The following is an 18,227-nucleotide window of genomic DNA, read 5'->3' as shown; positions in this document are numbered from 1 at the left end:
CGACGGACGGTCGCTCGACCCACCCGCGACGCGCTGCCGGCGGGGAGTACTCCCCATCGACCGCACAAGCCGCTCTCCCTAGGCTTGCAGCACAGTCTTCGAGCACGATGGGGCCACCAGGTCCAACAGGCGGAAGCTCGAGCTGCACAGGGAGGGGATCCACCATGAACACCGCACCGAGATCCCGGGCTGGCCTTGTCATCGGCGTCGGCTGCTGCCTGCTGGCGGGCGTGCTGATGATCGTGCTGGCCTTCATCGGCGCTTTCGTCTTCATGAGCAACGACGATCCCGAGAGGCCCCCGACGACCACCGGGGAGCCGGTGGACCCGACCGATGAGTCGACGGACGATCCGACCGACGGTCCGACGAGCGAGGACCCCACCGACGATCCGACCGATGAGCCGACCGACGATCCCACCAGCACCACCAGCTCCATCACCATGGGGTTCGTGGATTCCGGTGAGGCCTCGGAGCTGGAGACCAGCAACGGCGTCATCTCCCCCGAGAACGGCATCTTCCTGGGCACGCAGGTGGAGATCACCAACAGCAACGACGTGGAGATCGGACTGGCCAGCGACAACTTCCGCGTGTATGACCAGGACGGCACCGAGCTGAACATCCGCTACGGGGAGTACACCACCGCCGGTCCGCAGATCCCTGTCGGCGAGACGGCGGAGGCGCGCCTGTGGGTCGATGTCGAGCCCGGCACCACGATCAGCAGGCTGACCTACGCCGATCCCGTCGGCACCAACGGCGTCGAAGTCGAGTTCCCACTTCAGTGAGCCGGGCCCCGACGCCGGATCGACCTGGCCCGTCGCGGTCCGCTTCGACCCGGCCCGGCCTCGGCCGCGTCGCCCTGCGGGTTCAGGCGGTCGGTGAGATCGCCGCGCGGGACCGCGTCCGAGCGGGCCCTGCGACCCGTACCACCGAGAAGTGGAAGACGAGCGCGATCGCCGCGACGCCGAGCAGTGTGCCCACGGCGACCAGGGGCTGACTGACCAGCAGACGGGGGATCAGACGGCTCGGGATGAGTGCGGCGAAGGCGAAGGCCGTGAGCGTGCCCAGGTAGGAGCCGATCATGAACCCGCGGTGGATCGGCACGTTGCGAGCCCGGATGCCGGCGATGGCGAACACCATGCACAGCAGGGTCCAGATCGCCAGCGCGTGCAGCCAGGAGAAGCCGTCGGGGGCGATCCAGAAGCTGCTCACGCACACCACCACCATCGCTGCCACCCAGGTGGCGCCGACGATCCGGTGGGCGAGGTCGCGGCGTCGGCGCAGGATCTGCAGCGGGCCGAGGACGAGCACGTAGGTGGCGGCGATGGCGTGGAGGATGACGATGGGCGTGAAGGCGTCCATGCCCCGCACGATAGTGTGACTATCCAAGGCGGCGCCATCAGGATAGTTGCTGGTCCTCGCACTATCCCGGGACCGGACGGGAGGGGCTCACCCCCGCCCGGCCGGCGGCACCGCACGTCCCCCACTGCGGAGGTATCCATGCTCCTTGCCGAACTGGCGCAGGTCAGCGGCACGTCGGCCGCATCGATCAAGTACTACCGTCGAGAGGGCCTGCTGCCGCCCGGGGAGCACGTGACCGCCACCCGGCAGGAGTACGGGCAGCGGCATGTGGAGCGCCTGCAGCTGATCCAGGTGCTGCGGGAGATGGTGGGTGCGCCGATCGCTCGGATCCGCCGCCTCACCGCGATCCTGGACGACCCCGATCAGGGCCTGCTGCGTGCGCTGCAGGAGGCCCAGTCGATCACCTTCGGCGTGGACGACGGCCCGCCCGCACGGCAGCGGGACTCCGTGCCCGAGCATCCGTCGATCGCGCCCCTGCTGCAGCACCTGGGCTGGCCCGACATCGACTCCGCGCCACGGCGCGCCCTGAGTGAGCTGCTGCAGGGCTTGGACCAGCAGGGCGCCCCCACCGGGCCGGAGGTGCTGCTCACCTACGCCGCGCCGATGCAGCAGATCGCCCGGGCTGATCTGGCCTGGATGCGCCGTCTGCCCGACGGCGCGCCTCAGGCACCCGAAAAGGCCGGCCGCGATCCAGGCCCCGATCCCGGTCCCTCGAACGACGTCCTGGTGATGCGGGCAATCGCGGGCTCGGTGGCCTATGACCGCCTCGTGCAGCTGCTGCGGGCGCTCGGGCACACCTCGCTGAGCGTCATGGAGGACCGCCCGCCGCGGGAGTGAGGCCACGGGCCGCTGGGGTGAGGGGGCCACGGACTGCAGGAGCGACACCCCCATCCTCCCTCCCAGACAACGGACAGCAACGCCTCAGAGGTTTTCCTGGATCGGGGCGTCTACTGTTCCCCATCGCGTCACCGGAGCGCACCGCTGACTGAGGAGGAGGCGGGCAGCGCCTATCCGTGACGCGGGGGAAAGGGATGGCCCCGGCTCGTGGGGACGAGCCGGGGCACCTTTTTGCCCTGACCCAGCAGCCCGTCAGCGCCGCAGGTCGATGCCGAACACCCGCCGGATCTGCGTGACCGCGTGGCGCGTGTACCGGCGGTCCGAGGGCGTGGAGGCCAGGGGGACGAACAGGCCCGGATGGTCCGGGTGGGAGACCCTGTAGTGGGTGGAGCCGGGGGCGATCACGAAGCCGGCCTCCCGCATCCGCGCCATCAACTCCCGGCGCGAGGTGGGATGGCGGGTGCCGCGGCCCCCGCGAGCACTGGGGCCGGCGGCGTCCTCGGCGATGTCCGCTGCGGGCTCGTACTCCGGCGGCCGCACCGCAAGGGCGTAGCGCAGGGGGAACACGCCGATCACGGTGTTGTCTGCCCGACGCACCTGCACCACCGCGTCGCCCCGCCGGAAGTGGTCGCTGGTGCCGGCGTCGGCGGTCCAGGCCTCCTCCGGGTCGGCGACGGCCAGCACGATCTGCTCGACGTCCAGATCTGTCGGTCCGACCGTGCGGATCAGCTCCTCCCGGATGCGCAGCGGCCTGCGCAGGGGACGCTCGTCGGCGGCGTCCAGGGTGTGCACGGCCTCCGGCGGCGGGCCCGGCAGGGGCCGGGGCAGCTCGATGGTGCGGGGGCGCGTGCGGGATGCCGGCAGTGGGGCCGGCGGGGATCCGGGCACGGCGTCAAGCTCGGCCGGCGGGGATCCGGGCGCGGCGTCAGGCTCGCCTAACGGGCGCCGGCGGGGCACCGCGGTGTAGTCCACCGGCCGCACACGGGAGGCCGGCGCGGAGCGCCCGGCGAGCGCACGGGGCGTGGCCCCGGGCGCACCGGATGCTGGACCCGATGCGCGGGCGCCAGGTCCGGGCGGGCGGGGGCCGGGGCCCTCATGGCGTGGCGGCATGGGCGTGCACCTCGATTCCCTGGAGTCGGATCCGGCGGGCCTTCCAGTAGCGTAGGCGGTGCGAGTCGATCGCTCGCCCGAGCCGCTCACTCGCCACCGCTGGCCTTCCTCGCGGTCGCGCGAGGCAGTCCCCGTCCGAGAGGTCCCCGTCCATGGCACTCCTGCGCCGTCCCCTGAGCACCCGACCCGTCCGCCTCGCGGGCGCCCTGCTGGCGGTGTCCCTGCTGGCTGCCGGCTGCACCGGCGAGGATCCCGATCCGACGTCGACCGACGGCACAGTGGCCTTTGACGACGGAGGCGCGGACGCCTCCGATCAGGGCGGTGCCGGGGATGCCACGGAGCCATCGGACGGCGGGGGCCGCACGGCGGCAGCCGTACCGGTCGAGCCGATCGAGGTGACCCCGGCCCCGGAGGGCTTCGAGCCCCCCGCGCCGTGCACTCACGAGGGTGCACACCTGGTGAGCGCCGATGCACCGGCCACCCCGGAGCTTCCCGAGCGCGGCGGGGACGTCCCCGTCATCGAACTGACGGGTATCGAGGGCGACAAGGCGCAGCTGACGGTCACGATCGGTGAGGGTGAGCCGCGCCCTGTCGAGGACGCCGCGATCGGGGAGACCATCGGCCTGGACCTGTGGACCATCTCCATCACCAGCGTGTGCAGCGATCAGGATCAGGTCGAGTTCGACCTGATCGACTGACCCCGCTGCGCCGAGCATCCGTGTGGCTGCGGACGGCCGCCCCGTGAACTCACCCCCCGCGCGGCCCTTCGCCCCTGCCGCCTCGTGCCCGGCATGAGCCCTGTGCACCGCTTCGACCTCGACGCCATCGGCGCCGGGCTGCCGGTCGCCGCCAGTCGCCGCGACATCGTGGAGGCTGCACGCGGCGGGGCGCTGGTGGTGACCGCCCCACCCGGCACCGGCAAGACCACGTTGGTGCCGGCGCTGGTCGCAGAGGTGATCGCCGCTGCCGATGAGACCGGGACTCCGGGCCTCACCCTGGTCACGCAGCCGCGCCGGATCGCAGTGCGCGCGGCCGCTCGTCGGATCGCCTCCTTGGACGGCTCGGCCGTGGGCGGCCCGGTCGGCTTCACCGTGCGCGGCGAGCGTCAGGTCTCGGCCGACACCCGGATCGAGATGCTCACCCCCGGGGTGCTGCTGCGCCGCCTGCTGGCCGACCCGGAGCTGCCCGGGGTGGCGGCGGTGGTGCTGGACGAGGTGCACGAGCGGTCCCTGGAGACGGACCTGCTGCTGGGCATGCTGGCCGAGGTGCGCCAGCTGCGGGAGGACCTGCTGGTGGGGGCGATGTCGGCCACCGTGGACGCTCAGGCGGTCGCGGCCCTGCTGGGCGACGCCCCGGTGGTGGAGGTGCCCGGCGTGCTGCACCCGCTGGACGTGGCCTACGCGCCGTCGCCGTCGGCCCGCCTGGACGTTCGCGGGGTGACGCGGGAGTTCCTGGATCACGTGGCCCGCACCGCCGCCGCGCAGCAGCGCGCTTCGGGCACCGACGCCCTGGTGTTCCTGCCCGGCGCCCGGGAGGTGGACGAGGTGGTGGCCCGCCTGGGTGCACTGGTGGACGGGGTGGAGGTGCTGCCGCTGCACGGGCGTCTGCCCGCCCGGGTGCAGGACCGCGCCACCTCCGGTCGTGGCCCGGGGGATCCTCCGCGGATCGTGGTCTCCACCGCAGTGGCGGAGAGCTCCCTGACCGTACCGGGCGTGCACCTGGTGATCGATGCGGGCCTCTCCCGCGAGGTGCGCCGGGACCGCGAACGGGACATGACGGGCCTGGTGACGGTGAGCGCCTCGCAGGCGTCGGTGCAGCAGCGCGCTGGCCGCGCCGCGCGACTGGGGCCGGGCCGAGCGGTCCGGGCCTATGCGGAGGCCGATCTGGGGCGGATGCCAGCGCACTCCCCTGCCGAGATCACCGCTGCTGACCTCACCGATGCGGCCCTGTGGCTGGCCTGCTGGGGAACCCCGCGCGGGGAGGGTCTGCCGCTGCTGACCCCACCCCCGGAGCGGGAGATCGCGCAGGCCGAGCAGACCCTGTTCTCGCTCGGGCTGGTGGAAGCTGACGGCCACCCCACGGCCTTCGGGACCCGGGTGGCCGGCATGCCCGTCGGGGTGCGGGAGGCCCGGGCGCTGCTGGACGGGGCCCGGACGCTTCGGGGCCAGGCACAGCCCCGGTCGGGCACCGCGCGCGTGCTGTCCGGGTCCGACGGGCACCGGTTCGTCGCCGAGGTGGTCGCAGCGGTCTCGGACGATCATCGGCCCGTGGGAGCCGACCTGCCGCGCCTGCTGCGCGAGCTGCGGTCGGGCCGCGGCGATGGCGCGGGGCGCTGGCGCCGCGAGGCGGACCGTCTGTCCCGGATCGAACGCGGGGACACCGGAGGCGGCGGGGACGGGCGCGGGGCGGCCCCGCTGCTCGCCGCTGCCGACGAGGCCGGGCTGATCGGTGCGGTGCTGGCCCTGGGCAGGCCTGAGCGGATCGCCCGCCGCGTGGGAGCGGGAGCGCAACACACGGGAACGGGAGCGCAACACACGGGAACGGGAGCGCAACACACGGGAACGGGTCCCAAGCGATCAACCAACGGCGCCGGGGGCACCTCACGGTCGTACCTGCTGGCCTCGGGGACCCGGGCCGCTCTGCCGGAGGGCAGCGGTCTGCTGGGGCACGAGTGGATCGCGGTGTGGGAGGTGCAACGGGCACAGGGCAGGGCGGCTGACGGCACCGGCGCGGTGATCCGCACCGCTGCTCCCCTCGACGAGGAGCACGCCCTGAAGATCGGCGAGCCCCTGCTGGTCAAGCAGCGCACCGCCCGCCTCGAGGACGGCGCCGTGCGGGTGCGACAGGAGCGTCGTCTGGGAGCGATCACCCTGGCGAGCACCCCGGTGTCGGCCACGCCTGAGGACGCTGCTCCCGCATTGCTGGACCATGTGCGCCGACAGGGCCTGGACGTGCTGCCGTGGACACCTGCGGCGACGGCCCTGCGGGCTCGGCTGGGCCTGCTGCACCGGGAACTGGGCGCGCCCTGGCCCGCCATGGATGCGGCATCGCTGCTTGAGGGTGTGGAGCAGTGGCTGGCCCCCCATCTGCCTGCCGCCCGCGGCGCCCTGGACCGCATCGACCTGGTGGCGGCGCTGCGCGGCCTGCTGCCGTGGCCGGAGGCCTCGCGCCTGGAGGAGCTGGCGCCGGAGAGGCTGGCGGTGCCCTCGGGCTCCACCGCACGGATCGACTACCCCGATCCGGACGACGAGGCGGGCAGGCCCGTGGTGGCGGTCAAGCTGCAGGAGCTGTTCGGTCTGGCGGACACCCCGCGTCTGGCGGGCGATCGGGTGCCGGTGCTGTTCCACCTGCTGTCCCCGGCCCGCAGACCGCTCGCGGTCACCGATGACCTGCGGTCCTTCTGGGACGGACCGTACCGCGAGGTGCGCAAGGAGATGCGCGGCCGCTACCCGAAGCACCCGTGGCCGGAGGACCCGTGGACCGCGCAGGCCACGGCTCGCACCACGCGCGCCGCACGAGAGCGGTCCTGATCACCCCACCGCCACAGCGGCGGTCTGCTCGTCGATCAGCCGTCGCACCACCGGGCAGACGGGGTGGATCTTCCGCGGCGTGGCGCGTCCGCCGATGGTCGACAGAAGCGCGTCTCCTGGCCGGTGCGAAGCGAGGCCCCACCCGGCGCGAAGCGAGGCCCCACCCGGTGCGCAGCGGGACCCCACTCGGCGGGACACACCCCTCCCACCCGGCGCGAAGCACGACTCCCGCCCGGTGCGAAACGGGACGCCTGCCCGGTGGCCTGTGCTGGCGCTAAGAGCGGGGCGCACCTCAGAACCATTTCTGGTTCTCAGATGCGCCCGGCTCTCAGTCCCGAAAGAAGGACCACGCGGCTCGGCGACGGCCAGCCCGGCCCCCGGAGACCAACCTCCTGGCCTCGCCCGGGGTCACCCAGGGTCGCCCGGCGTGGCCCAGCGTCCGGGGCTACCCAGGCCGCCCGGCCTCGCCCGGGGGGAGCCGGGGTCGCCCGTAGAATCCAGCGCGTGCAGTGCCATCATTTCGACGCCGGGGAGTGCCGCTCCTGCACGCTCCTGGACATCCCGCGTGAGCGTCAGGTCGCCGCAGCGAGCACCCGGATCCGCGAACTGCTCGCTCCCTTCGTGCACACCGAGGTGGCGGATCCGTGGGCACCGCCGATCCTGGGCCCGGAGGCCGGGTTCCGGTCCCGCGGCAAGATGGCCGTGGCCGGCACCGCCGCCAGCCCCGTGCTGGGGCTGCCCGGCCAGCCCACCACTGCGGACCTCTCGGACTGCCCGCTGTACCCGCCGGGCGTCGAGGAGGTGCTGGAGGGCGCGAAGCAGCTGATCCGTCGAGCGCAGGTCCCGCCGTACGACATCGCGCGTCGACGCGGCGAGATCAAGAACGTGCTGGTCACCGTCACACCTGAGGCGGAGCACTACCTGCGCTTGGTGCTGCGCAGCGAGAAGGCCCTGGCGAGGATCCGTGAGCACCTTCCGCGTCTGCTGGAGGCGCACCCCTCGGTGGTGGGGGTCAGTGCCAACATCCATCCCGCGCACACCACCGCGGTCGAGGGCGAGCAGGAGATCCATCTGGCGGGCAGCACCTCGATCGGTGTGCGCACTGGGGACGTGGAGCTGCAGGCCCGGCCGCAGTCGTTCCTGCAGACCAACACGGAGGTGGCCGGCGAGCTGTACCGACAGGCGGCGGCCTGGATCTCGGACGCCGGTGTCGGCCTCGAACGGGCTGCCGCGGGCAGGGCCCAGGCTGCCACGCGCCGGGCCCAGGCGGCGACGGACGCCGCGCGTGACCTGCGGGTGTGGGACCTGTACTGCGGGCTGGGCGGTTTCGCGCTGCATGTGGCACGCGCCATGCCCTCGGCCGAGGTCACGGGCGTGGAGGCCTCCGCACAGGCCATTGAGGGGGCACGGGAGGCCGCACAGGCGGAGGGGTTGGACGTGCGGTTCCTCGCGGAGGACGCCACCGCGTGGGCGCGCCGACAGAGCGCACCGGGCTGCAGCACTGATGGCGGGCCCAAACCGTCCCCGGGGGCCCTCGGTGGCGGGAACGGCGCCGTGCCGGACTCAGGGGCACCCGACGTGGTGATCGTGAACCCGCCCCGTCGAGGGATCGGTGCGGAGCTCGCGTCCTGGCTGCAGGAATCGCCTGTCCCGCAGGTGGTCTACTCCAGCTGCAATCCGGCCACCCTGGCCACGGATCTGGCGGTGATGCCCTCGCTGAGGATCGTGGCAGCGCGCTATGTGGACATGTTCCCGCACACGGAGCATGCCGAGGTGATCGTGATGCTGCACAGGATCCACTGACGAGCCCCGCCGGACCTGGCACAGTGGCCCCATGCTCGCCACCACCGACACCCAGCTGAGGGACGTCACCCGCACCGTCGAGCAGGACGGCCCGGGCTTCGCCGTGATCCTCGGCCCCGCCGCCACCGGCTGCGGCCAGGACGGCGCTCTGCTCGGCGAGGACCCGAACGGCGGGGATGCCGCATGACCGCGCAGTCCCCCGATCCAGCAATCCCCACCGACCCCGCCTCCGAGCTCGCGGCAGCCTGGCCGGGCCACGATGGTGGGGCATCGGCACCAGGGCCCGACCAGGGGATGTCGGCGCCCGCCGCACCGCGGGCACGGGTGGCGCTGCTGTCCCTGGGCGGCACCATCTTCATGACCCAGGACCTCACCGGTCTGCGGGCCGCGCCTGATGCCTCCACCGGTGCGGACCTCGCCCGCACCCTGATCGACGGTGTGGCCGTGGGGCATACCGAGGTCGCCAACGTCGGCTCACCCTCGGTGACCGCGGCTCACCTGCGCGAGGTGCTGGAGCTGGCGCGAGCCGCGGTCGACGGCGGCGCGGCCGGGGTGGTGCTCACCCACGGCACCGACACCCTGGAGGAGTCGGCCTTCGTGCTGAACCGCTACTGGGACCGGGAGGCACCGCTGGTGCTCACCGGTGCGATGCGACCGGCGAACGCCCCCGGGGCCGACGGGCCCGCGAACCTGCGCGACGCCGTGCGCACGGCGGCCGCGCCATCGGCCCGCGGCCTGGGCGTGCTGGCCGTGTTCGATGCGATGGTGCACCTGGCAGACCGGGTCACCAAGACCTCCTCCCGCTCAGTGGACGCCTTCGCCTCCGAGCCCTCAGGGCCGATGGCCCTGGTGGACGAGGAGGATCTGCGCCTGGTGTACCGGCCGCTGGACCGCACCGCCCTGATCGGCGGGGACCTGCCCGCCACGCTCCCGCGCGTGCCGAGCCTCGTCTCCGGCATCGGCGAGGACCTGGCGCTGCTCGACAGTCTGACCCCCGGGGCGATCGACGGTCTGGTGATCGCGGGCGCCGGGATGGGCCACGTCTCCGCCGATGCGGTGCCGCGGGTGCGAGCCCTCACCGACGCCGGAGTGCCGGTGGTGGTGGCGACCCGCGTGGCCACGGGTGGAACCTCCACCCGGCACTACGACTACCCCGGATCCGAGGTGGACCTGATCGCCAACGGCGCGGTGATGGCGGGGGCCCTGCCGCCCCAGAAGGCCCGCCTGCTGCTGCAGGTGCTGCTGGCGTCCGGGGCCCAGCAGGACCGGGTGCGCCGCACCTTCGAGGCCTACGCGTACTGAGGCTGTACCGCGCGAACGATCCACCGAGGGACGGACCGCACCTGCTCACGCGCTGCGCGAACAGCCTGGCCCCCTCCCCCGCACCGGGTGACACACTGGAGGCATCCGATCCCGTCCTGAGAGGTGCTCCCCATGACTGTTCCCGTTGATCCGTCGCCCGCCCTGCAGCAGTACGCCCACCCGGAGAAGCTGGTGACCACCGACTGGCTGACCGAGAACCTCGACAAGGTCGGCACGAGCGAACTGGTGGTGGTGGAGTCCGACGAGGACGTGCTGCTGTACGAGACCGGGCACATCCCCGGCGCCGTGAAGGTGGACTGGCACCTGGATCTCAACGACCCCGTCACCCGCGACTACGTGGACGGCGAGGGTTTCGCGAGGCTGATGGACGCCTCCGGCATCTCCCGCGACACCACCGTGGTGGTCTACGGCGACAAGTCCAACTGGTGGGCCGCCTACGCCCTGTGGGTGTTCGAGCTGTTCGGCCACCCCGACGTGCGCCTGCTGGACGGCGGCCGCGCCGCCTGGGAGGCCGAGGGCCGCGAGATGACCCTGGACCGCCCGGAGATCACTCCCCCGGCAGACGGCCAGGGCTATCCCGTGGTCGACCGGGATGATGCCCCCATCCGCGCCTACCGCGAGGACGTGCTGGACTTCCTGGGCGGGCAGCTGATCGACGTCCGCTCCCCGCAGGAGTACACCGGCGAGCGCACCCACATGCCGGACTACCCGCAGGAGGGCACTCTGCGCGGCGGCCACATCCCCACCGCGCGATCGGTGCCGTGGGCCCGCGCCGCCCAGGAGGACGGCCGCTTCAAGTCCCGCGAGGAGCTCGAGGCGATCTACCGTCAGGAGCTGGCCTTCGACGACGCGGAGCCGGTGATCGCCTACTGCCGCATCGGTGAGCGCTCCAGTCACACCTGGTTCGTGCTCACCTACCTGCTGGGCTTCGGGAACGTGCGCAACTACGACGGCTCCTGGACCGAGTGGGGCAACAGCGTGCGCCTGCCGATCGCCCAGGGCACCGAGCCCGGTGAGGTGCCTGCCGCGAAGGACGCGGGCCGATGAGCGCCGACGCCACCGCGACCGGGCCCGACGCCCTCCCCGAGGGCTTCCGCGAGATCGCCGAGGACTTCAACGCCCTCGGCGAGCGGGACCGCCTGCAGCTGCTGCTGGAGTTCTCCCAGGGCCTGCCGGAGCTGCCGGAGCGCTATGCGGACCATCCCGAGCTGCTCGAGCCCGTACCGGAGTGCCAGTCCCCGATCTTCCTGATCACCGAGGTGGAGGGCACGGGCCGCGAGGCCACCGCGCACCTGTTCTTCTCCGCCCCACCGGAGGCCCCCACCACGCGCGGGTTCGCCGGGATCCTCGCAGAGGCTCTCGACGGCCGCTCGGTGGGCGAGGTGCTGGACACCCCCGATGAGGTCACCGCCGAGCTGGGCCTGGCCGAAGTGGTCAGCCCGCTGCGCCTGCGCGGCATGAGCGGGATGCTGGGTCGCATCAAGCGGCAGCTGCGGGAGAAGTCCGGGGCCTGACGGCGCACGGCGTCGGCCCACGACCGGGGCCCGGCGACTCAGCTGCTGGGCGGGCGCTTCCTCGTCCGACCGCTGCCGCCGGCCCCGCTGCCGCCGCCGTCCTCGCGGGAGGCCTCGCGCTGCTGGTACATGTCGAAGGCACGCTCCCCCACCGTCCGCATGACCTCGAAGGTCTTGCGCCCGGTGTCGGAGGTGGCGAAGCCGTGCAGTGCGGCGACCTGTTCGGCGATGCCCCGGCGCGGCGCACCGTCCTCGGTGCCGCCATCATCGTCCACGGGCCCCGTCGAGCCCTCGCCGGTACTCGAGGTCGCTCCGGTCCAGGCCGTCCCGGTGGAGGTGCGTCCACCACCGGCACCCGCGCTCACCCGGGGGCTCGTGCCGGTGCTGTCGTCCGCCTCGGCCCTGCCGGTGCGACGCTCCTCGATGCGCCGGTGCTTGTCGTCCGCCTCCTTGAGCTCGAGCGGCACGGTCACCACGCGCACGAGCGCGGTACGCACCTCCTCCCGGATCCGGCCGGCCTGCTCGGTGACGTACTCCTCCTCGCTCGGCAGGGACCGGTCGCGCTCAGCCTCGAGGCCGACCCCCTGCTCCGTGGCGGCCTGTGCGGCGTGGGCGCCCCGCTCCATCCGCCACGCCCGAGTGAGCAGGAACGAGGCGAGGTCGGCAGCCACCTCGAGGGAGAGCCCGTAGGCGTCGGCGGAGGAGGGCGCGCGCGTGAGCTCGATGGCGTCGTCGCGCTCCAGCAGGCTGGGAGCGATGTCGATCGCGGCCAGCACCTCACTGACGAAGGACTGGAAGGCGGCATCACCGGGCACGTCGGCGCGACGCAGCTCGGCGCGGCCCCACTGCTGCGGCAGCTGCACCAGGCTCACGCCCTCGCGGGCGAACTCGTCCAGTGCGGCCTGGCGCATCAGGCGGCGAGCCCGACGGACCAGCTGGTCCGCATCGGCTCCGCGCGGCACGTCACCGAACACCTCGCGGGCGTCGGCCAGCGCCTCCCCTGCGGCGAGCACCGCCGGGTCATTGCGGCGGCGGGCTGGGCGTCGCGCCTGGTCGGAGCGCTTCGGGGTGCCTGGCGAGCGGCGCGGGAGCTTCCCGCGCAGTGCATCGAGCTTGGACATCCGTGAACCTCCCCGTGGTCGTCAGAACAGCGCCATGGTACGGGCGAGGAACATCGCGCGGTCGATCAGCGTTGTACCGATGCGCAAGCCCTGTTCGACGACCTTCAAGGAGATGACATGGCCGACCTCGCATACACCGTTCCCGGTCTCGGCACCGAGGACTCCCAGCGCTTGGTGGAGTCCCTGCAGGACCGCCTGCACGCGATGAACGATCTGCACCTCACCCTCAAGCACGCCCACTGGAACGTGGTGGGCCCCCGCTTCATCGCGGTCCACGAGATGCTGGACCCGCAGGTCCAACTGGTGCGCGGCTACGCCGACGAGCTCGCCGAGCGCATCGCCCAGCTGGGTGCCAGCCCCGTCGGCACCCCCGGTCGTCTGGTCTCGGACCGCAGCTGGTCCGACTACGAGCTGGGCAAGGCCGACACCCAGGAGCACCTGAAGGCCATCGACGCGGTGTACGACGGCGTGATCGCCTCCAACCGCAAGGCCATCACCCTGGCCGGCGAGCTGGACCCGATCACCGAGGACCTCCTGATCGGCCAGACGGCCGAACTGGAGAAGTTCCAGTGGTTCGTGCGCGCTCACTTCGAGGGTTCCCAGGCCTGATCGGCCAGCGCCCACCGGTCGGCCGGATCGACCTGGTCGACGTACCGCGGCGCGCACGGCGCGGCAGCTGCCCCTGGGGCGGTTGCCGCGCCGTCGTCGTCCCTCACCTGGAACGGCGTCCTTCACCTGAGACAATGCCTGCATGTCTATCGCCGAACCCACCGCTGACGAGCTGACCACCCTGCAGGACGAGGCGGTGCGCTTCACCCGTGAACTGATCCGCATCGACACCACGAACTTCGGCACGGGCGATCCGGCCACCTGGGGCAAGGGCGAGACCGAGGCCGCCGAGTACGCGGTCGCGCTGTTGCGTGAGGTGGGCCTGGAGCCGGTGGTGCACGAGTCCGCCCCGGGCCGCCCCAACGTGTTCGTGCGCCTGCCCGGGGAGGACCGGGAGCGCGGCGGCCTGGTGATCCACGGTCACCTCGACGTGGTGCCGGCCAACGCGGAGGACTGGTCGGTCGATCCCTTCGCCGCCGAGATCCGGGACGGCATGATCTACGGTCGCGGCGCGGTGGACATGAAGGACATGGTGGGGATGATGCTGGCGTTGGCGCGGCACCTGGCCCGCACCGGCCAGCAGCCCCCGCGCGACCTGGTGTTCGCCTTCTTCGCCGACGAGGAGGCCGGCGGGGTCTACGGCAGCCGCTGGGTGGTGGCCCACCATCCCGAGCTGTTCGAGGGCTGCACCGAGTCGATCAGCGAGGTGGGCGGGTACTCGATCACTCTGCCGGAGAAGGCGAGCGGTGAGGACGTGCGCGCCTACCTGGTGCAGACCGCCGAGAAGGGCCTGGCCTGGGGTCGTCTGCGCGCGACCGGTCGTGCAGGTCACGGTTCGGTGCCCAATGACGAGAACCCCATCGTGCGCCTGGCCCGCGCGATCGTGGCGATCGACGAGCACGAGTTCCCCGATGAGATGACCGCAGCGGTGCAGGCCCTGTACGACGGGGTCACCGAGATCACCGGCATCGGCTGGGACGAGGAGGACCTGCGGGCCTTCCTGCCGATGATGGGCGGGGCGAGGCAGTTCGTCTCCGGCACCCTCGCGGACACCACCAACGTGACGATGCTGGACGCCGGCTACAAGGGCAACGTGGTCCCCCAGGTGGCGGAGGCCTCGATCGACTGCCGCTTCCTGCCCGGCCACCAGGACAGCCTCAAGCAGCTGCTGGAGGAGCTGGCCGGGGAGCACGTGGAGGTGATCTTCGATCACGTGGGCATCTCCCTGGACGCCCCGCGCCAGTCCCCCCTGATCGATGCGATGACCCGCTCCCTGGAGGCCGAGGACCCGGGCTGCCGGGTGCTCCCCTACTGCCTGAGCGCGGGTACGGACAACAAGCAGCTCAAGGAGCTGGGCATCGACGGGTACGGCTTCACCCCGCTGCAGCTGCCCGCGGATCTGGACTTCGCGCCGCTGTTCCACGGCGTGGACGAGCGGGTCCCCGTGGACGCTGTGCGGTTCGGGGCGCGGGTGCTGCTGCGCCTGGTGCGGGAGAGCTGAGCGCGGGAGCGTCGGCGGGGGTGGGCCCCGCGGGCCCGTGCCCGGATGAAGCGTTGTCCACGGTGCGGCACAATCGATCCATGCTCCCCTTCATGGCCGGCAGGTCTGGACCCCAGGGCCATCCCCTGCTCGAGGTGCTGGCGGGGCAGACGATCGTGCACACCCGCGTGGCCGCGCGCGGCACCTGGACGGTGACCGCCCGCGGCTGGGTGCTGCACTCCCGCATCCAGCTGCTCGACCAGGACGCGGTCGGCCTGCGCGATCCGCGCCTGATCGGTGCGCGGATCGCCACCGCTGAGATGCTGCCCGACGGCACGCTGAGCCTGGCACTGCAGGGCGGCGGCGCCGGTCCTCAGCCGGCACGGGCGCCGAGTCGCCTCACCACCGCGACGCCCTGGCGACTGGAGGGCCCGCAGCGGGCACTGCTGGAGGCCGACGAGAAGGGGCACCTCTGCGCCGCTCCACCCGGACCGCCGGTGTTCGCGACCCCGGAGGCGGTGGCCGAGTTCTCCGCTTCCGAGCCCAGCGGCATCGAGCAGCGCCTGCTGAAGATCGCCGAGGGCACCTGGCTGCACCCGGGCCACGTGGTGGAGCTGCTGGCCAATGCCGGGGCGCTCGAGGACGAGGAGTTCGAGCGCCGCGGCCCCATCCTGCTCTCACGCATGCTGGCGCGCGGTGAGATGCGGGCCGGGTTCGTCACCGACGGCAGGTTCTCCCCCTGGCAGCTGAGCCTGCCCGAGGTCATCGAGCACATCGGAAGCGTGTGGACGGCGATCGGCGGCCGCGCACCGGGCCCGGACACGATCGCCTGGTTCGAGATCACCGACACCGGCCGTGAGCACCTGGGGCTGACCGGGCCGCAGTCGCTGCCCCCGGGGATGTCCGGCTACGACAGTCCCGGCGTGGTGGGCGGCTTCCGGTGACGGCCTGGGCCGGCATTCGTCCGCATGGTGGCCCGCATGCGCCGACGGCCTGCCGTGAGCAACGGGACCATGGAAGGACCATGCAGAACGCCCCCGGACCACAGATCCAGGGGCGTTCATGTCCTAAGGACAAGAGCGGTAGCGGCGGGATTTGAACCCGCGGTACGGGGTCACCGTACACATCATTTCGAGTGATGCACCTTCGGCCGCTCGGACACGCTACCGCCGACGATCGTAACCGCCGGTACAGCACCCGTTCAAACGGAATGGCAGCGGGCGCGAGTCAGCTCACGTCCCACCGTGTCGGCGTCGTGCTCCCACCCCTCCCGGAATCGGTTGGGCGGGGACGCAATCCGCTGGATAGGCTCGCGCCATGACCACCCAGACCCCTGCTGCACCCCGCCCGCCCCAGCGCCCCACCGAGCGTGTCTTCCACGGTGACACCGTGGTGGATCCCTACGAGTGGATGCGGGACAAGAACGATCCCGAGGTGATCGCCCACCTCGAGGCCGAGAACGCCTACGCCGATGCCCGCACCGCCCACCTGGACGGCCTGCGCAGCACCCTGGTCCAGGAGTTCGTGGGCCATCTGCAGGAGACGGACCTGTCGGTGCCGGTGCGCCGCGGCAACTGGTGGTACATCACCCGCACCACCGCCGGTCACGACTACCCGGCCTTCACGCGGGTGGCCGAGCACCCGGACCTGCCGCGCGACGCCGGGGGCGTGCCCGCGATCGAGCCCGGTGTCGCGCTCGAGGGCGAGCAGGTGCTGCTGGACGCCCAGTCCGAGGCCGAGGGCGCCGAGTTCTACCAGCTGGGCGGTTTCGTCCCCTCCCCCGAGCACGACCTGCTGGCCTACGCGGTGGACACCGCCGGCGACGAGCGGTACACGGTGCGGATCAAGGACCTGGGCGACGGCGCGATCCTTGACGAGTCGGTGACCGGTGTGGGCTACGGGCTGGCGTTCTCCGCCGATCAGAAGTGGCTGTTCTACGCCCGGGTGGACGATGCCTGGCGCCAGCACCAGATCTGGCGCCACCGCATCGGCACCCCCGCTGAGCAGGACGAGCTGGTGATCGAGGAGACCGACGAGCGCTTCTCGATCGGCTTCGGCCGCTCCCGGGACGGCTCCACCCTGGTGATCCAGGCGGGCTCCACCACCACCTCGGAGGTGTGGCTGCTGGACCTGCACGACCCCACCTCCGCTCCGCGGCCCACGGCCGGTCGCCGCGACGGCGTGGACTACTCGATCGAGCATGCCGGGGACCGCCTGCTGGTGGTGCACAACGACGGCATCCAGGGGTTCGCCCTGGCGGTGGCCTCGCTGGAGGAGCCGTCGGCCTGGGAGAACGTGCTGGAGGCCGCCGAGGGCGAGCGGATCCTGGCTGCGGACGCCTTCGCATCGTTCGTGGCGCTCGAGCTGCGCAGCGAGGGCCTGGCCGGGGTGCGGGTGATCCCGCGCGGTGCCGATGGCGACCTGGACCTGGGTGCGGCGCGCACCATCACGCACGGCGGCGAGCTGGACACGGTGGAGCTGAGCGCCAACCCGGACTGGGAGCAGACCACGCTGCGCTACGAGCTGGGCAGCCTGCTGACCCCCGTCACCATCGCGCAGGTCGAGGTGGGCACCGACGACGAGCCCGAGCCGACGATCCTGCGCCGCACCCCGGTGCCGAACTACGACCCCGAGCTGTACGTGGAGAAGCGCCTGTGGGCGACCGCCGCTGACGGCACGCAGATCCCCGTCTCCCTGGTGGCGCGCCGTGAGGTGAGCGCGGACGGCACGAACCCCGGCTATCTGTACGGCTACGGCAGCTACGAGACCAGCGTGGATCCGTCGTTCGTGGCGAGCCGACTGTCGATGCTGGACCGCGGGGTGGTGATCGCGATCGCCCACATCCGCGGCGGTGGCGAGATGGGTCGCGCCTGGTACGAGCACGGCAAGCTGCTGGAGAAGAAGAACACCTTCTCCGACTTCGTGGCCGTGGCCGATCACCTGGTGGCCGAGGGCTGGGTGGCCGAGGACCGACTGGCGGCCGAGGGCCGCAGCGCCGGCGGCCTGCTGATGGGTGCGATCGCGAACCTGGCCCCGCACCGCTTCCGGGCGGTGCTGGCCGGGGTTCCCTTCGTCGATGCGCTCACCACGATCCTGGACCCCTCGCTGCCGCTGACGGTGGGCGAGTGGGAGGAGTGGGGCAACCCGGTGGACAGCGAGGAGGTGTACCGCTACATGAAGGAGTACACCCCGTACGAGAACGTGCGCGCCGAGCAGTACCCGGCGATCTTCGCCACCACCTCGCTGAACGACACCCGGGTGTTCTTCGTGGAGCCCGCCAAGTGGGTGGCGCGACTGCGGGAGACGGTCACCTCCGACCAGGCTGAACGGCCGATCGTCTTCCGCTGCGAGATGGTGGCCGGCCACGGCGGGCGCTCGGGCCGGTACCGCAAGTTCGAGCAGCGGGCCGACGAGCTCGCGTGGCTGCTGGACCAGATCGGGGCCAGTGAGCTGATCTGAGCACAGCGCTGATCTGAGCGCAGCGCTGATCCGAGCACAGCACGAGCGGCCCCGGCCGGGGGTCCCACCCCCCCCCCGGCCG

The 18,227-nt window shown here is 72.4% G+C and carries 16 protein-coding genes and 1 tRNA gene; 13 read left to right on the top strand and 4 right to left on the bottom strand.

Annotation, left to right across the window (positions count from 1 at the left end):
- The first annotated feature begins 164 nt into the window (after nucleotides 1-164).
- Nucleotides 165-782, top strand: a complete 618-nt coding sequence (locus M4D54_RS02300) for a hypothetical protein (RefSeq protein ID WP_259890079.1) — start codon at nucleotides 165-167, stop codon at nucleotides 780-782.
- A gap of 82 nt (nucleotides 783-864) precedes the next feature.
- Here M4D54_RS02300 and M4D54_RS02295 read toward each other — a convergent pair whose 3' ends face one another.
- Entirely contained in the window at nucleotides 865-1,359 is a 495-nt protein-coding gene (locus M4D54_RS02295; RefSeq protein WP_259890077.1) for a DUF2306 domain-containing protein, read from the bottom strand.
- Nucleotides 1,360-1,497: 138 nt separating this feature from the next.
- Here M4D54_RS02295 and M4D54_RS02290 point away from each other — a divergent pair, with 138 nt between their 5' ends.
- Nucleotides 1,498-2,196, top strand: coding sequence for a MerR family transcriptional regulator (locus M4D54_RS02290; RefSeq protein WP_259890075.1), 699 nt, complete (start codon nucleotides 1,498-1,500; stop codon nucleotides 2,194-2,196).
- A gap of 252 nt (nucleotides 2,197-2,448) precedes the next feature.
- Here the strand turns inward: M4D54_RS02290 and M4D54_RS02285 are convergent, their stop codons facing one another.
- The gene (locus M4D54_RS02285) at nucleotides 2,449-3,084 is read right to left on the bottom strand and encodes a hypothetical protein (RefSeq protein WP_259890073.1); all 636 of its coding nucleotides are present in this window, start codon (nucleotides 3,082-3,084) and stop codon (nucleotides 2,449-2,451) included.
- 374 nt (nucleotides 3,085-3,458) lie between these two features.
- On the opposite strand from M4D54_RS02285, the gene M4D54_RS02280 reads away from it, so the two are divergent.
- The 7 genes from M4D54_RS02280 to M4D54_RS02250 all read left to right on the top strand — a co-directional run bounded on the left by M4D54_RS02280 (nucleotide 3,459) and on the right by M4D54_RS02250 (nucleotide 11,476).
- On the top strand, nucleotides 3,459-4,004 hold the full coding sequence (locus M4D54_RS02280; RefSeq protein ID WP_259890071.1) for a hypothetical protein: 546 nt from the start codon (nucleotides 3,459-3,461) through the stop codon (nucleotides 4,002-4,004).
- A gap of 93 nt (nucleotides 4,005-4,097) precedes the next feature.
- Complete coding sequence (locus M4D54_RS02275) at nucleotides 4,098-6,836, top strand: ATP-dependent RNA helicase (protein WP_259890070.1); 2,739 nt, start codon at nucleotides 4,098-4,100, stop codon at nucleotides 6,834-6,836.
- A 504-nt stretch (nucleotides 6,837-7,340) separates the two neighbouring features.
- Nucleotides 7,341-8,639: a methyltransferase domain-containing protein gene (locus tag M4D54_RS02270; protein WP_259890069.1), complete on the top strand. Its 1,299-nt coding sequence runs from the start codon at nucleotides 7,341-7,343 to the stop codon at nucleotides 8,637-8,639.
- Nucleotides 8,640-8,670: 31 nt separating this feature from the next.
- Nucleotides 8,671-8,826 carry a hypothetical protein gene (locus tag M4D54_RS02265; protein ID WP_259890067.1) on the top strand — a complete coding sequence of 52 codons (156 nt, stop codon included), beginning with the start codon at nucleotides 8,671-8,673 and terminating at the stop codon, nucleotides 8,824-8,826.
- On the top strand, nucleotides 8,823-9,941 hold the full coding sequence (locus M4D54_RS02260; RefSeq protein ID WP_259890065.1) for an asparaginase: 1,119 nt from the start codon (nucleotides 8,823-8,825) through the stop codon (nucleotides 9,939-9,941). The genes M4D54_RS02265 and M4D54_RS02260 overlap by 4 nt, the downstream gene beginning before the upstream one ends.
- A gap of 132 nt (nucleotides 9,942-10,073) precedes the next feature.
- On the top strand, nucleotides 10,074-11,009 hold the full coding sequence (locus tag M4D54_RS02255) for a sulfurtransferase (RefSeq protein ID WP_259890063.1): 936 nt from the start codon (nucleotides 10,074-10,076) through the stop codon (nucleotides 11,007-11,009).
- The gene (locus M4D54_RS02250; RefSeq protein ID WP_259890062.1) at nucleotides 11,006-11,476 is read left to right on the top strand and encodes a SufE family protein; all 471 of its coding nucleotides are present in this window, start codon (nucleotides 11,006-11,008) and stop codon (nucleotides 11,474-11,476) included. Before M4D54_RS02255 ends, M4D54_RS02250 begins: the two co-directional genes overlap by 4 nt.
- 38 nt (nucleotides 11,477-11,514) lie before the next feature.
- On the opposite strand, the gene M4D54_RS02245 is transcribed toward M4D54_RS02250, so the two are convergent.
- Complete coding sequence (locus tag M4D54_RS02245; protein ID WP_259890059.1) at nucleotides 11,515-12,597, bottom strand: hypothetical protein; 1,083 nt, start codon at nucleotides 12,595-12,597, stop codon at nucleotides 11,515-11,517.
- Nucleotides 12,598-12,714: 117 nt separating this feature from the next.
- On the opposite strand from M4D54_RS02245, the gene M4D54_RS02240 reads away from it, so the two are divergent.
- The 3 genes from M4D54_RS02240 to M4D54_RS02230 all read left to right on the top strand — a co-directional run bounded on the left by M4D54_RS02240 (nucleotide 12,715) and on the right by M4D54_RS02230 (nucleotide 15,630).
- A complete protein-coding gene (locus tag M4D54_RS02240; protein WP_259791640.1) occupies nucleotides 12,715-13,206 on the top strand; it encodes a Dps family protein in 492 nt (163 codons plus the stop codon).
- A 142-nt stretch (nucleotides 13,207-13,348) separates the two neighbouring features.
- Nucleotides 13,349-14,707 carry a M20/M25/M40 family metallo-hydrolase gene (locus M4D54_RS02235; RefSeq protein WP_193865659.1) on the top strand — a complete coding sequence of 453 codons (1,359 nt, stop codon included), beginning with the start codon at nucleotides 13,349-13,351 and terminating at the stop codon, nucleotides 14,705-14,707.
- Between the two features lie 80 nt (nucleotides 14,708-14,787).
- Nucleotides 14,788-15,630, top strand: a complete 843-nt coding sequence (locus M4D54_RS02230) for a hypothetical protein (RefSeq protein ID WP_259890057.1) — start codon at nucleotides 14,788-14,790, stop codon at nucleotides 15,628-15,630.
- Between the two features lie 136 nt (nucleotides 15,631-15,766).
- Here the strand turns inward: M4D54_RS02230 and M4D54_RS02225 are convergent.
- Nucleotides 15,767-15,854 (bottom strand) — tRNA-Ser (locus M4D54_RS02225).
- 149 nt (nucleotides 15,855-16,003) lie between these two features.
- On the opposite strand from M4D54_RS02225, the gene M4D54_RS02220 reads away from it, so the two are divergent.
- Complete coding sequence (locus M4D54_RS02220; protein WP_259890055.1) at nucleotides 16,004-18,145, top strand: S9 family peptidase; 2,142 nt, start codon at nucleotides 16,004-16,006, stop codon at nucleotides 18,143-18,145.
- The last annotated feature ends 82 nt before the right edge of the window (nucleotides 18,146-18,227 follow it).

Origin of the sequence: Brachybacterium sp. p3-SID1565 (genome assembly GCF_025143785.1) — a bacterium.
Classification (GTDB): domain Bacteria; phylum Actinomycetota; class Actinomycetes; order Actinomycetales; family Dermabacteraceae; genus Brachybacterium; species Brachybacterium epidermidis.
This window is presented reverse-complemented; position numbering and strand designations above follow the sequence as displayed.

What these genes read in the sequence shown, in the direction of transcription:
- M4D54_RS02300 (WP_259890079.1), top strand. Translation starts at nt 165, where the DNA reads ATGAACACCGCACCGAGATCCCGGGCTGGCCTTGTCATCGGCGTCGGC.
- M4D54_RS02295 (WP_259890077.1), bottom strand. Translation starts at nt 1,359, where the DNA reads ATGGACGCCTTCACGCCCATCGTCATCCTCCACGCCATCGCCGCCACC.
- M4D54_RS02290 (WP_259890075.1), top strand. Translation starts at nt 1,498, where the DNA reads ATGCTCCTTGCCGAACTGGCGCAGGTCAGCGGCACGTCGGCCGCATCG.
- M4D54_RS02280 (WP_259890071.1), top strand. Translation starts at nt 3,459, where the DNA reads ATGGCACTCCTGCGCCGTCCCCTGAGCACCCGACCCGTCCGCCTCGCG.
- M4D54_RS02275 (WP_259890070.1), top strand. Translation starts at nt 4,098, where the DNA reads ATGAGCCCTGTGCACCGCTTCGACCTCGACGCCATCGGCGCCGGGCTG.
- M4D54_RS02265 (WP_259890067.1), top strand. Translation starts at nt 8,671, where the DNA reads ATGCTCGCCACCACCGACACCCAGCTGAGGGACGTCACCCGCACCGTC.
- M4D54_RS02260 (WP_259890065.1), top strand. Translation starts at nt 8,823, where the DNA reads ATGACCGCGCAGTCCCCCGATCCAGCAATCCCCACCGACCCCGCCTCC.
- M4D54_RS02255 (WP_259890063.1), top strand. Translation starts at nt 10,074, where the DNA reads ATGACTGTTCCCGTTGATCCGTCGCCCGCCCTGCAGCAGTACGCCCAC.
- M4D54_RS02250 (WP_259890062.1), top strand. Translation starts at nt 11,006, where the DNA reads ATGAGCGCCGACGCCACCGCGACCGGGCCCGACGCCCTCCCCGAGGGC.
- M4D54_RS02245 (WP_259890059.1), bottom strand. Translation starts at nt 12,597, where the DNA reads ATGTCCAAGCTCGATGCACTGCGCGGGAAGCTCCCGCGCCGCTCGCCA.
- M4D54_RS02240 (WP_259791640.1), top strand. Translation starts at nt 12,715, where the DNA reads ATGGCCGACCTCGCATACACCGTTCCCGGTCTCGGCACCGAGGACTCC.
- M4D54_RS02235 (WP_193865659.1), top strand. Translation starts at nt 13,349, where the DNA reads ATGTCTATCGCCGAACCCACCGCTGACGAGCTGACCACCCTGCAGGAC.
- M4D54_RS02230 (WP_259890057.1), top strand. Translation starts at nt 14,788, where the DNA reads ATGCTCCCCTTCATGGCCGGCAGGTCTGGACCCCAGGGCCATCCCCTG.
- M4D54_RS02220 (WP_259890055.1), top strand. Translation starts at nt 16,004, where the DNA reads ATGACCACCCAGACCCCTGCTGCACCCCGCCCGCCCCAGCGCCCCACC.